Origin of the sequence: Nonomuraea rhodomycinica, assembly GCF_013363995.1 — a bacterium.
GTDB lineage: Bacteria > Actinomycetota > Actinomycetes > Streptosporangiales > Streptosporangiaceae > Nonomuraea > Nonomuraea rhodomycinica.
On record NZ_JABWGO010000004.1, the window covers coordinates 108,558 to 124,350 of the forward strand.

The window sequence follows — 15,793 nt, forward strand, 5'->3', positions numbered from 1 at the left end:
CCGTGACGCCCACGACCGGAAAGGCACGCCCGATGGGGACCGAGGACAAGCTCCGCGCCTACCTCAAGCGCGCCACCGTCGAACTCGCCCAGGCCCGCCGGCGCCTCACCGAGGCCGAGGAGCGCCGCCACGAACCGATCGCGGTCATCGGCATGGCCTGCCGCTACCCCGGCGGCGACACGGTCGAGGACTTCTGGCGCCTGCTGCGCGACAGCACGAACGTCGTGCGCGAGGTGCCGGCCTCCCGGTGGGACGTCGACGCCTACTACGACCCCGACCCGCGGACGCCGGGCGCCATGTACACCAGGTACGGCACGTTCCTGGACGACGTCACCGGCTGGGACGCCGAGTTCTTCGGCCTGTCGCCGCGCGAGGCGCTGCGCATGGACCCCCACCAGCGGCTGCTGCTGGAGCTGGCCTGGGAGGGCCTGGAGAACTCCGGCATCGCGCCCGCCCGCCTGGCGGGCAGCCGCACCGGCGTGATGGTCGGCTACATGGACACCCTCCAGTACGGCCGGCTGCAGATGGAGCGGCAGGGCGCCGACGCCGTCTCCGACCCGTACCTGGGCCAGGGCGCGGTGTCGAGCGTGGCGGCCGGGCGGATCGCCTACCAGCTCGACCTCATCGGCCCCACGATGACGATCGACACGGCCTGCTCCTCGTCGCTCATCGCCGTCCACCTGGCCATGGAGAGCCTGCGCCGCGGCGAGTGCGACCTCGCCCTCGCGGCGGGCGCGTCGCTGACCCTGCACCCCACCACGTACGTCCAGGCGTGCGCCGGGCTGATGATGAGCGCCGACGGCCGGTGCAAGACGTTCGACGAGCGGGCCGACGGCTACGTCATGGGGGAGGGCGGCGGCCTGGTCGTGCTGGAGCCGCTGTCCCGGGCCGTCGCGAACGGCCGCCGCATCCGGGCCGTCCTGCGCGGCTCGGCGGTCAACCAGGACGGCCGCAGCAACGGGCTCACCGCGCCCAGCCGCAAGGCGCAGGCCGACGTCATCACCCGGGCGCTCGCGGCGGCCCGGGTCGCCCCCGACGACGTCGACTACGTCGAGGCGCACGGCTCCGGCACCCACCTGGGCGACGCGATCGAGCTGTCCGCGCTGCACGACGTCTTCGGCGGCCGAGGGGCCGGCCGGCCGCTGCGGGTCGGCGCCGTCAAGACCAACATCGGTCACACCCAGGCCGCGGCCGGCATCGCCGGGCTGATCAAGACGACGCTCATCCTGGAGAACGGGCTCATCCCGCCCAACCTGCACCTGACCACCCCGGCGGCGGCCATCCCCGAGGACGGCAGCGTCCAGCCGGTCACCGGGCCCGTGCCGCTGCCGCGCGAGGACCGGCCCCGGCTCATGGGCGTCAGCTCCTTCGGCCTGTCGGGCACGAACGCCCACGTCGTCGTCGAGTCCGCCCCGGAGAGCCAGGCTCCCGCGCCCGCGCTGCCGGCCCCGGACACCGGCTCTCCCGCGACCGCGACCTCGACCAACGGGTCGCCCACCACCGCTCCCGCCACCTCGGACATCGGCTCTCCCGCGACCGCCGGACGGCCGTCCGCGTACGTGCTGCCCGTGTCGGCGGCCACCCGGGAGGCGCTGGGCGAGCAGGCCGGACGGCTCGCGGAGTGGCTCGGCGAGCGGCCCGAGACGCCGCTCGCCGACCTCGCCCGCACCCTCCAGGCCGGACGCGCCGAGCTGGACCACCGCCGCGCCCTCGTCTGCACCGGCACCGGCGAGGCGCTGGAGCGGCTGCGCGCCACCGCCCGGCAGGGCGACGGGCACCGCGTCAAGGGCCGCCCCCGCGTCGCGTTCCTGCTGCAAGGGGTCGGCGACCAGTACGCGGGCCTCGGCAGGGAGCTGTACGCCAGGGAGCCCGTGTACGCCCAGGCCGTGGACACCTGTGTCGAACTGGTGGCCCGCCGCTCCGGCGTGGACCTGCGCCCCCTGTTCTTCCCGGCCGGCGACACCGCCGCGGAGCCCGCCCCGGCCGACCTGGCCGCGCTGCTCGGCCGCCGCCCCGCCGGCTCGGACGACGCGCCGCCCCCGGAGCACGACCCGCTGGACCAGGCGGCCATCGCGCACCCGTTCCTGTTCACCGTCGAGTACGCGCTGGCCAGGCTGCTCCAGCACTGGGGCGTCACCCCGGACCTGCTCATCGGCTACAGCCTCGGCGAGTACGTGGCCGCCTGCCTCGCCGGGGTCTTCACCCTGGAGGACGCGCTGCACGTGGTCGTCGAGCGCGCCCACCTGATCAGCGCCGTCCCCGCGGGCCGCATGGTCGCGGTCGCCGCCCCGGAGGACCGGATCACGGCCACGCTGTCCGGCGCCGGGATCGAGGTGGACGTGGCGGCCCGCAACGGCCCGGCCATGACCGTGCTGAGCGGCCTGCCCGGCGACATCGAGGCGGCCACCGCCGCGCTGACCGCGGCCGGTCTCGCCTGCCGCCCACTGCGCTCGGCGCACGCCTTCCACTCCACGCTGCTCCAGCCGGCCCGCGAGAAGCTCGCCGCGGTGCTGGAGGCGGTGCCGCGCCGCGCTCCGGCCATCACGATCGTCTCCAACCTCACCGGGGAGCCGCTCACCGCCGAGCAGGCGACCGGCACCGCGTACTGGGCCGACCAGCTCGTCAGCACGGTCCGCTTCGCCGACGGCGTGCGCCACTGCGTGGGGCAGGACGTGACGGCGTTCGTGGAGCTCGGGCCGGGGCAGACCCTCGGCGGCCTGGTCCGGCAGAACCTCGCGGGCGGGGCCGCCACGGCGGTCCTCGGCACGCTGCCGCCCCGCTGGAGCGCGGGCGAGCGCCGCGATCCGCACCACGAGCTGCTGGCCGCCTGCGCCGCCCTGTGGGAGCTCGGGTCCCCGGTCAGGTGGGACCTCACCCGCCCCGGGGACGGCCGGGTGCTCAGCCTGCCCACGTACCCGTTCCAGCGCACCCGCTTCTGGCCCGACCTGGGCCCGGATCACGGGACCCAGGCTCCCGCCGGGCCGCGCTCCCGCGACGGGAGCGGCGCCGAGGCGGATGGCGACCACGTGTTCGTCCCGGCCTGGCGTCAGGACCCGGCGCGGGCCGCCCTCCCGGAGTCCGTGCGGCTGCCCGGCCCGCTCGTCGTCTTCGCCGACCCCGGCGGCGTCGGCACGGCCCTGGCCGGCCTCGCCGCGGCGACCGGGACGCGGGTCGTCGAGGTGCGCCCCCGGCCCTCCACCGCCGATCCCGCCGCCGGGCCGGTTCGCGACGGCAGGCTGCTCACCATCGACCCGGCCGCGCCCGAGCACTACGCCGAGGTGTTCGCCGGGCTCGGCGACGGGCCCGTCCACGTCGCGTACCTGTGGGGTCTGACCCCCGGCGCGCCGGACGCCCCGGACAGGTCCCCCGGGACCTTCGCGGGGGACGCGGAGCTGCGCGCCGCCGTGGAGCACGGCTTCACCGGCCTCCTCCTGGCGGTCCAGGCGCTCGGCGACCTGCCCGGCCGCCAGGGCGTACGGCTGCTGACCGTCACCGCGGGCGCCACCGAGATCATCGGCGGCGACACGCCCGCGCCCCACCAGGCGCTCGCCCACGGCCTCGGCCGCGCCGTGCGGCACGAATACCCCGGCCTGACCTGGAGCGGCGTCGACCTCGACCCCGAGCCCGACGGGCGGGCGGCGGCCCGGGTGGCCCACGAGCTGATGACCGAGCCGCCCGACGGCAAGGACCCCGGCGCCCCCGACCCGCTGTCGGGCTGGCGGCGCGGCCGCCGCTGGACCCGCGAATGGGCCCAGGTCCCCGAGCCGGCTCTCGACGACCCCGTGTGGCGGGCCGACGGTGCGTACCTCATCACCGGCGGCACCCGCGGCCTCGGCATGGCGCTCGCCAAGCACCTCGTGCGCTCCGGCGTCCGCCGCCTCGCCCTCGTCGGCCGCACCCCCATCCCCGGAGAGGCCGGCCCCGTCCCCGGAGAGGCGGGCCCCGTCCCCGGAGAGGCCGGCCTCATCCCCGGGGAGCAGGCGGGGGGGCCCGGCGACCGGGTGGCGGCGACCCTGCGGGACGTCGCCGAGCTGGAGGCCGCCGGCGCCGAGGTGCTGCTGCTCACCGCCGACACCGGCGTCCCCGCCGAGCTGCGCGCCGCCCTCGGCCGCGCCCGCGAGCGCTTCGGCCGCCTCCACGGCGTCGTCCACGCCGCCGGCCTGCCCGCCGGCGGGCTCACGCAGCGCCGCACGGTCGCCGACGCGACCGCGGTGCTCGCCCCCAAGGTCCTCGCCATGGGCCCGCTGGCCGAGCTGGTCGGCCCGGACACGCCCGCCGGCGAGCGGCCCGAGCTGCTCGTCCTCTACTCCTCCGCCGTCACCGCGTTCGGCGGCATCGGCGAGGCCGACTACTGCGCCGCCAACACCGTCCTCGACGCGTACGGGCAGGCGCTGGCCGCCGCCTCCCCGACCCGGGTCGTCTCGGTGGCCTGGGGCCCGTGGCGGCACGACGTGTGGCAGGCCGAGAACCTCAAGAGCACCGGCGGCCTCGCCGAGCGGGTGGGCGCCTACCGCGCCGCCCACGGCTTCACCGACGAGGGGGGCTGCGCGCTGCTCGACCGCGTCGTGGCCGGCGGTCACGGCGGCGTCATGGCCGTGCGGCAGCCGCTGCGCGCGGTGCTGGACGCCTGGTCGAGCATGCTCGACCTGGACGACCTCGTCGGCGCCGCCGTGGCGGCCGGGCCGAAGGGCGAGCGGTTCCCGCGTCCTCGGCTGCGCGCCGACTACGCGCCGCCCCGCTCGGACGCGGAGGCGCGCATGGCCGACCTGTGGGGCGCCTTCCTCGGCATCGACGCGGTCGGGGTCCACGACCCGTTCTTCGACCTCGGCGGCAACTCGCTGGTCGGCATGGCCATGGTGCTCGCCATCGAGAAGGAGCTCGGCCGGCCGGTGCCCCCCGCGCTGCTCTTCGAGCACGCGACCGTCGCGGAGTTCACGGCGGCGCTCGGCGCGGCCGGGGACGACGGCGACGGCCGGGGCGGGGGCGGCCAGGAGGCGCTGGCCGGCAGTTCGGCACGGGGGGAACGGCGGCGCAGGGCCCGTTCCGGCAACCGGAGATGAGGACGATTGACGTGATCGACGACATCGACGAGATCGACGGCGAGAGCTCCGGCAACGACATCGCGATCGTCGGCATGTCGGGGCGCTTCCCGGGGGCGTCCGACGTGGCCGGGCTGTGGTCCGTGATCCGGTCCGGCGGGTCCGGGATCACCCGGTTCACCGACGACGAGCTGCGCGCCGCCGGCGTCCCCGAGGAGCTGATCGCCGACCCGTCGTACGTGAAGGCGAGCCCGGTGATCGACGGCGTCGAGCTGTTCGACGCGGGTTTCTTCGGGATCGGCCCGAAGGAGGCGCAGATCCTCGACCCGCAGCACCGGCTGTTCCTGGAGCACGGCTGGACGGCGCTGGAGGACGCCGGGTGCGACCCGACGCGCTTCGACGGGGCCGTCGGCGTGTTCGCCGGCTGCGCGCACAGCTCGTACATGCAGAACAACCTGCTCCCCAGCGGCGTCAGCGCCGTCATGGGCGAGCTCGCCGTCGGGCTGGCCAACGACAAGGACTCCCTCACCACCCGCGTCGCGCACACGCTCGGCCTGTCCGGCCCCAGCTACGGCGTGCAGAGCTACTGCTCGACGTCGCTGGTCGCCGTGTGCGCCGCCGCGACCAGCCTGGCGAGCTTCGAGTGCGACCTGGCGCTGGCGGGCGGCGTCGCCGTGAACGTGCCGCACCGCGTCGGCTACCTCTACCAGCAGGGCGGCATCGCCCCGCCCGACGGCGAGTGCCGCGCGTTCGACGCGGGCGGCCTGGGCGCGCCGCTCGGCAGCGGCGTCGGCGTCGTCGCGCTGCGGCGGCTGGAGGACGCGCTGGCCGACGGCGACCAGATCTACGCCGTGCTGCGCGGCTGGGCGGTCAACAACGACGCCGGGCGCAAGGTCGGCTTCACCGCCCCCGGCGTGCAGGGGCAGGCCGCCGTCATGGCGGAGGCGCTGGCCAGCGCCGGGCTGACCCCCGCCGACATCGACTACGTCGAGGCGCACGGCACCGGCACCGCGCTCGGCGACGCGGCGGAGCTGGCGGCGCTCCAGCAGGTGTTCCGGGACGAGTCCCTTCTCGTCGGGTCGGTCAAGACGAACCTCGGCCACCTCGACCGCGCCGCCGGCGTCACCAACCTCATCAAGGTGGCGCTCTCCCTGCGCCACGACGAGATCCCGCCGACCGTCAACCTGACCGACCCCAACCCGCAGCTCGCCTCCGGCCAGGCCCGGCTGGAGATCGTCACCGGGCTGCGGCGCTGGCCGCGCGAGGCGGGCCGGACCCGCCGCGCCGGGGTGAGCGCGTTCGGCATCGGCGGCACGAACGCGCACGTGGTGGTCGAGGAGGCGCCGCTGGTGCCGCGCACCGAGGAGCCGCCGCGCCCCGAGCTGCTGGTCTGGTCCGCCCGTACGGCCTCCGCCGCCGACGCGATGACCGAACGCCTGGCCGCGCACCTGGCCGCCGACGGCTCCGCGCACCGGCTGGCCGACGTCGCCCACACGCTGCAGACGGGGCGGCAGGTGTTCGCCCACCGCCGGATGGCGGTGGCCTCCTCCACCGCCGAGGCGGCGGAGCGCATCCGGTCCGGGGCGGTGCTCGGCGGCGCCGGGAGCCGCGCCGACCGGCCCGTCGCCTTCCTCATCGCCGGTACCGGCGAGCAGTACCCGGGGATGGCCGCCGAGCTGTACGAGAGCGAGCCGGTGTTCCGGGCGGCGCTCGACAAGTGCCGCGCCGAGCTGCGGCGCCGGACGGGCGGCGAGGACCCGCTCGCCGAGATGATCGGGCCGCGGCGGGGCGGCGAGGGGGACGCGCTCGGCCGGTTGCTCGGCCGCGCCTCCGCGCCCGCCGCGGCGCCCCCCACCCGGGTGCTCCAGCCCGCGCTGTTCGCCGTCGAGTACGCGCTGGCGCGGCTCGTCCAGTCGTGGGGCGTCGAGCCGGCCGCGCTGGCCGGCTACAGCCTCGGCGAGTACGTCGCGGCGTGCCTGGCCGGGGTGATGTCCCTGGAGTCGGCCGTCGCGCTGGTCGCCCACCGGGCCGCCCTCATCGACGAGCTGCCGCCGGGCGAGATGTGCGCGGTGCCGCTCGCCGCCGCCGGCCTGCGGGAGCGCCTGGCCGGCGTGACCGGTGTGGACGTCGCCGCGGTCAGCGGGCCCGAGCTGACCGTGCTGGCCGGCGAGCCGGCGGCGATGGCCGCGGCCAGGGCGCTGCTGGAGGCCGACGGGGTGCCGTGCCGCCCGCTGGCCGCCGGACACGCCTTCCACTCCCGGATGATGGAGCCGCTGCGGGAGCGGCTGACCGCCTGGATCGCCGAGAACGTCCCGCTCCACGCGCCCCGCGTCCCCGTCGTCTCCAACGTCACCGGCGCGCTCGCGACCGCCGCGCAGCTCACCGACCCGGCGTACTGGGCCGAGCACATGTGCGCGACCGTGCGCTTCGACGAGGTGCTGGGCACGCTGCTGCGGCTGGACGGCGACGCGGCGCTGCTGGAGATCGGGCCGGGCCAGTCGCTGGGCGCGATGGCGCGCGGCCACCGCGACTGCCCGCCGGACCGCTGGCCGCTCGTCGTCGCCACCCTTCCGGGGGCGGACGACCCGCGCCCGGCGGGGGAGGTGCTGGCGGAGGCGGCCGGGCGGCTGTGGCTGGCCGGTGCGCCGATCGACTGGTCCGGCTACCGGCAGGACCGGCCGGTGGCCAAGGTGGGGCTGCCGACGTACCCGTTCGAGCGGGAGCGCTACTGGATCGACCCGCCGTCCCAGGGGGCCGCTCCGGCCGCCGTCGCGGTCGCGGCCGGCCGGCGGGCCTCCGACGGAGCCGCGTCCGGCGTCGCCCCGCAGGGAGCCGCGTCCGGCACCGTCCCGCAGGGAGCCACGTCCGGGGTCGCCCCGCAGGCAGCCGCGTCCGGCGTCGTCCCGCAGGGCCTGAACGGCGCCGCTCCCTCCACCGGCGGCCTCGGCGCGGTCCCGGCCCGGCGGGCGCACGTCGAGCTGCTCGTCCCGGAGTGGATCCCGGCCGTGCTCCCCGAGAGCGGGACGCCTGCCCGGGTGGGGCGTTGCGTGCTCGTCTCGGGCGGCGCCGGTGACGGGGCGGTCGCGGAGGACCCGGACGGCCGGGAGACCGAGGCCGACCCGGGTCGTGCGGACGCCCAGGTGGCCGGGGCGCTGGCGCGGTCGTTGCGCGCGCACGGCGTGGACGTCGTGACGGTCACCGGGCAGGACGACTTCGCGGCGCTCACCCGCGGCCCGGACGCCTCCGCCCCGGCCACGGTCGTGGACCTCCGCCTCCTCGCGCCGGCGACGGACGGCGTGGGAGGCGGGCTGGTGCCCGTGGCGCGGCTGCTGGCGGCGCTCGGCGAGCGGGGCGGGGACGGGACCCGGGTGCTGCTGGTCACGCGCGGCGGGCAGGCGGCGGCCGGCGGAGAGGTCCCGGACGCCGCGCACGCGGCCGCGGCCACCCTGCCGATGGTCGCCAACCAGGAGTACCTCAGCCTCGACTGCGCCGCCGTGGACCTCGACCCGGACGCCGGCGTCCAGGCCGTGGCCGACGCGCTGACCGGCGAGATCCTGAACCCGTCCGGCGAGGTCTTCGTCGCCTACCGCGACGGCACCCGCCTCGTGCGCGTCTTCACCCCGAGCGAGCCGCCCGCCTCCGCCTCCGAGCCCCCCGCCTCCGAGCCGCCCGCTTCGGGACCGCTCGCTTCGGGACCGCCCGCTTCGGGACCGCTCGCTTCGGAACCGCTCGCCTCCGAGCCGCCCGCCCCTCCCGCGGCCGGGGGGACGTACCTGGTCACCGGCGGTCTGGGCGACGTGGGCCTGATCGTCGCCGAGCACCTGGCCCGCGCCGGCGCCGCCCGGCTGGTCCTCACCAGCCGCGCCGGCCTGCCCGCCGAGCCGGGCGACCCGCGCCGCGCGGCGGTCGAGCGCATCCGCGCCCTGGGCGCCGAGGTGCTCACCCCCGCGGTGGACGTCACGGACGCCGCCGCCATGCGCGCCACGCTCGCCGGCCTCACGGGTGCCGAGCACGGCGCGCACCGGTTGGACGGGGTGGTGCACGCCGCGGCCGACACGCGGCCCGGCGGGTTCCGCCCGCTGCGCGACCTCGACGAGGAGGCGGTCGCCCGCCACCTCGCCGCCAAGGTGACCGGCGCCCAGGTGCTGGAGCAGGTGCTGGGCGAGCTGCCGGCCGACCGCGCGCCGCGCTTCTGCCTCGTGTTCTCGTCCACCTCGGCGGTCCTCGGCGGCATCACGTTCGGCAGCTACGCCGCCGCCAACGCCGCCCTGACCGCGCTCGCCCACCGCGGCCACTCCGCCTGGGCGCAGGGCCGTACCCCCACCCGGTGGGTCGCGGCGAGCTGGGACACCTGGGCCGTCACCCTCGACCGGCTGGAGGGCGGCATGGGCGCGGCGATGGCCGCGCACTCGATGAGCGCGGCGGAGTCGCTGGCGGCCTTCGACCGGCTGACCGCCGTGACGCGGCCCGGCCTGGTGGTCGCGGCGGGCGGGCTGGACGACCGGCTGCCCCGCTCCGTGCCCGCCGCCACGGCCCTGCTCGCCGGGGCCGCCCCCGGAGCCCGGGCAGGTGAGGAGGGGACGTCCGCGGGCGCCGGCGACCGGTTTCCGCGCCCCGAGCTCCCCCAGCCCTACACCCCGCCGCAGTCGCCGGTGGAGCACGCGCTCGCGGCGCTCTGGTCGGAGGTGCTGGGCGTCGAACCGGTCGGCACCCGGGACAACTTCTTCGACCTCGGCGGCAACTCGCTGGTGGCGCTGCAGATGCTCGCACTGGTGAAGCAGCGGTTCGGGGTGGCGGTGCCCACCGTGGCGCTGTTCGAGGCGCCGACGGTCGGCACCCTGGCCGTCATCCTGGACGAACGCGGCGCCACGACCGCTCCCGAGGCGGCCACGGCCGCGACCGTCGCGGAACCCGCGCCCACGCCCGCCGTCCGCGTCGGCGAGCGCGCCACGCCCGCCGTCCGCGTCGTCGGCGAGCGCGCCAGGAGCGCCACCGAGGACGACCGCCGCATCGCGATCATCGGCATGGCCGGCCGCTTCCCCGGCGCCCCCGACGTGGCCACGTTCTGGCGCAACCTCAACGACGGCGTCGAGTCCATCAGCTTCTTCTCCGAGGAGGAGCTGCTGGCCGCCGGGGCCGACCCCGAGCAGATCAAGGACCCCGCGTACGTGCCGGCCCGGCCCGTCCTGGACGACGTCAGCGGCTTCGACGCGGCCTTCTTCGGCATGAGCCCCCGCATGGCCGCCATCACCGACCCGCAGCAGCGCGCCTTCCTGGAGGTGTGCTGGGAGGCGCTCGAACAGGGCGGCTACGCGGCGCCGGAGCACCGGGGCCGGGTGGGCGTGTTCGGCGGCGCCAACATCAGCACGTACCTGCTGCGGATGACCGACCACCTGCTCGGCGGCGGCCAGAACGAGTTCAGCGGGTTCGAGGTCATCATGGGCAACGACAAGGACGCCCTCACCACGACCGTGTCGTACCTGTTCGACCTGTACGGGCCGAGTGTCGCGGTGCAGACGTTCTGCTCCACCTCGCTGGTGGCCGCGCACCTGGCCGTGCAGAGCCTGCGGGCCGGCGACTGCGAGCTGGCGCTCGCCGGCGGCGTGTCGATCCGCGTCCCCGACCGGGTCGGCCACCTGTACGGGCCGGGCGGCCAGGAGTCGCCCGACGGCCACGTGCGCGCCTTCGACGCCGCCGCCAAGGGCAGCATGTTCGGCGACGGCGCCGCCGCGGTGCTGCTGAAGCGGCTGCCCGACGCGATCCGCGACGGCGACCACGTCTGGGCCGTCATCCGCGGCTCGGCCATGAACAACGACGGCGCGCTCAAGGTCGGCTACACCGCGCCCAGCGTCGTCGGCCAGTCCCGGGTCATCGCCGACGCGATGGCCGACGCGGGCGTCACCGGCGAGGACATCAGCTACGTCGAGGCGCACGGCACCGCCACGGAGCTGGGCGACCCCATCGAGGTGGCCGCCCTGACCCGGGCCTTCGGCGCGACGCGGGAGCGGCGCTACTGCCCGATCGGGTCGGTCAAGACCAACGTCGGCCACCTCGACCGGGCGGCCGGGGCGAGCGGCCTCATCAAGACCTCGCTCGCCGCGCACCACGGGATCATCCCGCCGAGCCTGCACTACACCAGCCCCAACCCGGAGATCGACTTCGACGGCAGCCCCTTCTACGTCAACGCCGAGCTGTCCCCGTGGCGCACCCGCGACGGACGACCGCGCCTGGCGGGGCTCAACTCGCTCGGGATGGGCGGGACGAACGTGCACATGGTCATCGAGGAGCCCCCCGCCCGCGACGCGGGCGCCGCGGGGACCGGGCGCCGGTACGAGGTGGTGGCGGTCTCGGCCCGTACGGCGGCGGCGGCGGACGAGGCGTGCCGGCGGCTCGGCCGGCACCTCGGCGCGGAGCCCGGCGCGCGGCTCGCCGACGTCGCCTACACGCTCCAGGTGGGGCGCAAGACGTTCGAGCACCGCAGAGCCGTCGTGGCGGGCGACGTCGCGTCGGCCGCCACGACGCTCGACGGGCGGCGGGCGGACGACCTGCTGGGCCGGGTCGAGACCGTGCAGGGCCGGCAGGTGGCGTTCCTGTTCGCGGGCGTCGGCGAGCAGTACCCCGGCCTGGCCGGCGACCTGTACCGGCACGAGCCGGCCTTCCGCGCCGCGCTGGACGAGTGCCTGGCCCACCTGGCCGGGGCGCTGGACGGCGTCGTGGACGCGGCCGAGCTGGCCGACCTGCTGACCGGCGAGCGCGGCGGCAGCGGCGGGCTGGCCGCGCTCCTCGGCCGGGCCGCCCCCGCCGGGAACGGCCGGGAGGCCGCGCTGCGGCGGACCGAGGTGGTGCAGCCCGCGCTGTTCGCCGTCGAGTACGCGCTCGCGCGCACGCTCATGGCCTGGGGCCTGCAGCCGCGGCTCATGCTCGGCTACAGCCTCGGCGAGTACGTCGCCGCCTGCCTGTCGGGCGTGCTGTCCCTGCCCGACGCCGTCGCCCTGGTCGCGTACCGGGCCCGGCTCATCGCCCGGATGCCGGCCGGCTCCATGCTGGCCGTCTCGCTGCCGCCCGAGCGGCTGCGCGCCCGCTTCCGGCTGGACGGGCGCGGCCTCGACGTCGCCGCCGTCAACGGCCCGCAGGTCACCGTCGTCGCCGGCCCCGCCGAGGACGTCGAACGGCTGGCGGCGGACCTGCGCGCCGCCGAGGTGCCGTGCCGGCCGCTGGAGACCACCCACGCCTTCCACTCCCGCATGCTGGAGCCGCTGGCCGAGGAGCTGACCCGCTGGGTCACGGCCAACGTCAGGCTCAACCCGCCGGCCCTGCCGTACGTGTCGAACCTGACCGGCGCCGTCGCGGACGCCGCGCTCGTGCAGGACCCCGGCTACTGGGCCCGGCACATGTGCGGCACGGTCCGCTTCGCCGACGGCATCGGCACGCTGCTGGCCGACCCCGGCCTCGCGGTGGTGGAGATCGGGCCGGGGCAGTCGCTCGGCGCGATGGTGCGCGGCGCGGGCTGCCCGCCGGAGCGGTGGCCGCTGGTCACCCACACGCTGCCCGCCGCGAGCGACACGCGGCCCGGCGACGAGGCGCTGGCCGGCGCCCTGGCCCGGCTGTGGCTGTGCGGCGTCACCCTCGACTGGGACGCCTACCACGGCCGCACCCCCGAGGGGCCTCGGGAGGGGCTGCCCGGCCGGGTGCCGCTGCCGACGTACCCGTTCCAGCGGCAGCGCTACTGGATCGACCCGCCCGCGGGAGCGCGCGGGCCGGCCGGCGCGCCCGCGGCCGAGGCGCCCGCCGACCTGTTCGAGGCGATCACGAGCCTGCCCAAGCTGCCCGAGGAGCAGTGGCTGTACCTGCCGGTGTGGCGGCAGACCGCGCCCCCCGCGGCGGCGGAGCGGCAGCCCGGGTCGTGGCTGGTGTTCACCCGCGACGGGCTCGCCGACGAGGCCGCCGACCGGCTGCGCGCCGCCGTCGCCCCCACGGGCGCGGCCGTGACGGTGGTACGGCCGGGCGACGCCTACACCGCGACCGCCGACGGCTGCACGATCCGGCCGGGCGACGTGGCCGACACCCTGGCCCTGCTGCGCGACCTGCGCCTCACCGGCCGCCCCCTGGACCGCGTCGTCCACCTCTGGACCCTGGACGCCTCCGCCACCCCGGAGGAGGCCGTGGACCTCGGCCTGCGCACGCTCGTGGCGCTCGCCCGCGCCGCCGGCGAGTCCGGCATCGGAGCCTGGTCGCTGGACGTGGCCGTCGCCGGGACGCAGCCGGTGCTCGGCGACGAGGTGGCCGACCCGTACGGCGCGACGTTGCTCGGCCCGTGCGCGGTGATCCCGCTGGAGTACCCCGGCGTGACCACGCGCCTGGTCGACCTGCCCGCCGGACCCGGCCCGCGCGACCTGGACGGCCTGGCCGCCGAGCTGGCCCGCCCGCAGAGCGAGCGGACCGTGGCGCTGCGCCGGGGCCGCCGCTGGATCCCCGGCTACGACCCCCTGCCGGCCCCGCCCCCGCGGACGGAGCCCCTGCGGGAGGGCGGCGTGTACCTGGTCACCGGGGGCCTCGGCGGCATCGCGCTGGGCCTGGCCGAGCACCTGGTCCGCGCCTGCCGGGCCCGGCTGGTGCTGCTGGCCCGCCACGGCCTGCCGCCCCGCGCCGAGTGGCCCGGCATCCTGTCCGGCGACACCCACGCGGGGGACACCACCCGGCGGCGGGTCCGGGCCGTCGCGGAGCTGGAGGCGCTGGGCGCCGAGGTCGAGATCGTCACCGGCGACGTCTCCCGGCCCGAGGACGTGCGCCGCGCCGTGGACACGGCCGTCGCCCGGTTCGGGGCCCTGCACGGCGTCCTGCACGCGGCCGGCGTCCCCGCCATGGGCCTCATGCAGTTCAAACGTCCCGAGGAGCTGGACGAGGTGCTGGCGCCCAAGCTCGCCGGCACCCTCGCCCTCGCCGAGGCGCTGCGCCTCGGCCGGCCGGACGAGGTCGAGCTGGACCTCCTCGTGCTGTTCTCCTCGATCACCTCGGCCACCGGCGGCGGCCCCGGCCAGGTGGACTACTGCGCCGCCAACGCCTTCCTCGACGCCTACGCCCACCGGCTCGCCGCGACGGGCCGGCGCGTGGTGTCGGTCGGCTGGGGCGAGTGGACGTGGAACGCCTGGGAGGCCGGCCTGGCCGGGTACGAGGAGGCGCTGCGCGACTTCTTCCGGCAGAACCGGGCCCGCGTCGGCATCACGTTCGACGACGGCTGGCGCTCGCTGCTGCGCGCCCTGGCCACCGGCGAGCCGCGGGTCGTCGTCTCCACCCAGGACTTCCCGACGCTGGTGCGCGGCAGCAGCGAGTTCACCGTGGACGTGGTGACCTCGCCGGCGATGGGCGGCGCGAGCGGCGAGCGGCACCCGAGGCCCGAGCTGCTCACCGCCTACCAGGAGCCGGACGGCCACGCCGAGCAGACCATCGCCGCCATCTGGGGCGAGTCGCTGCGCCTGGACCGGGTGGGGGTGCTGGACAACTTCTTCGAGCTCGGCGGCAACTCGCTGCTCGGCGTCGCCATCGTGGCCGCCGTGCGGCGCGCGTTCGAGCTGGACGAGCTGCCGCCCCACGTCCTGTACGAGGCGCCGACCGTGGCCGCGCTGAGCCGGACCGTCGAGGCGCTGGCCTCGGGCGCGGCCCCGGCGCTGGCCGGTTCGGGCGGCGGCAGCCAGGTGCGCGCGCAGCTGCGCCGCTCGGGCCTGGAGGCGTCGGCGGCGCGCAGGCGAGGACGGTGACCACATCCTGCCCCAGACCCCTACGCGGTGCCGGACGACTTCAGGACGGCACCCCTATCGACGGCCGATCGACCTCCGACCGGCGGATCCTACGAGAAGACCCACAGAGCGATGCGAGAGACCAACGATGAGCGGAACGGAGCGGACATGACCCTTATCGGCGTGATCGGCGCTGGCGTCATGGGAGTCGGGGTCGCCCAGAACCTCGCCCAGACGGGACACGACGTGGTGCTGGTCGACAAGGACGAGCGGATCCTGGCGGACGCGCTGGCCACCATCGCGCGCAACACCCGCATGAGCCGGCTCATGGGCGGCCCCGCCCTCGACCCGGACGAGGTGCTGGCCAGGATCTCCACGGCCGTCGGCGCCGCGGGCGCGGCCAAGGCCGACCTGGTCATCGAGAACGTCACCGAGAACTGGGACGTCAAGCGCGAGGTGTACGAGACCCTGGACCGCGAGTGCGGCCCGGACACCGTCTTCGTCGTCAACACCTCCGCCATCCCCATCACCAAGGTCGGCGCCGTCACGAAGCGCCCCGACAAGGTGATCGGCGTCCACTTCATGAACCCCGTCCCGGCCAAGCCCGCCGTGGAGCTGATCCCCGGCTTCCACACCTCGCCGGAGACCGTCCAGCGCACCCGCGACCTGCTCACCGCCATGGGCAAGAAGGCCGTGGACGTCAAGGACTCCTGCGGCTTCATCTCCAACCGGGTGCTCATGCTCACCGTCAACGAGGCCGCCTACCTCGTCCACGAGGGCGTGGCCGACGCCGAGTCGGTGGACGAGGTCTTCCGCAGCTGCTTCGGCCACCCGATGGGCCCGCTGGAGACGGCCGACCTGATCGGCGTCGACACGATCCTCTACAGCGTCGAGGTGCTCTACGAGCACTACGCCGACAGCAAGTACCGCCCCTGCCCGCTGCTGAAGCAGATGACCGACGCCGGGCTGCACGGCCGCAAGTCCGGCCGCGGCTTCTACACCTACGCCCAGTAACGACAC

General features: G+C 76.7%; 3 protein-coding genes. All 3 read left to right on the forward strand.

Annotated elements, in window-relative coordinates:
• Positions 1-32 precede the first annotated feature (32 nt).
• Positions 33-5,060, forward strand: coding sequence for a type I polyketide synthase (locus tag HT134_RS19245; RefSeq protein ID WP_175601807.1), 5,028 nt, complete (start codon positions 33-35; stop codon positions 5,058-5,060).
• Positions 5,061-5,071: 11 nt separating this feature from the next.
• Positions 5,072-14,794, forward strand: a complete 9,723-nt coding sequence (locus HT134_RS19250) for a type I polyketide synthase (RefSeq protein WP_175601808.1) — start codon at positions 5,072-5,074, stop codon at positions 14,792-14,794.
• Positions 14,795-14,941: 147 nt separating this feature from the next.
• On the forward strand, positions 14,942-15,787 hold the full coding sequence (locus HT134_RS19255) for a 3-hydroxyacyl-CoA dehydrogenase family protein (RefSeq protein ID WP_175601809.1): 846 nt from the start codon (positions 14,942-14,944) through the stop codon (positions 15,785-15,787).
• Positions 15,788-15,793: the final 6 nt, after the last annotated feature.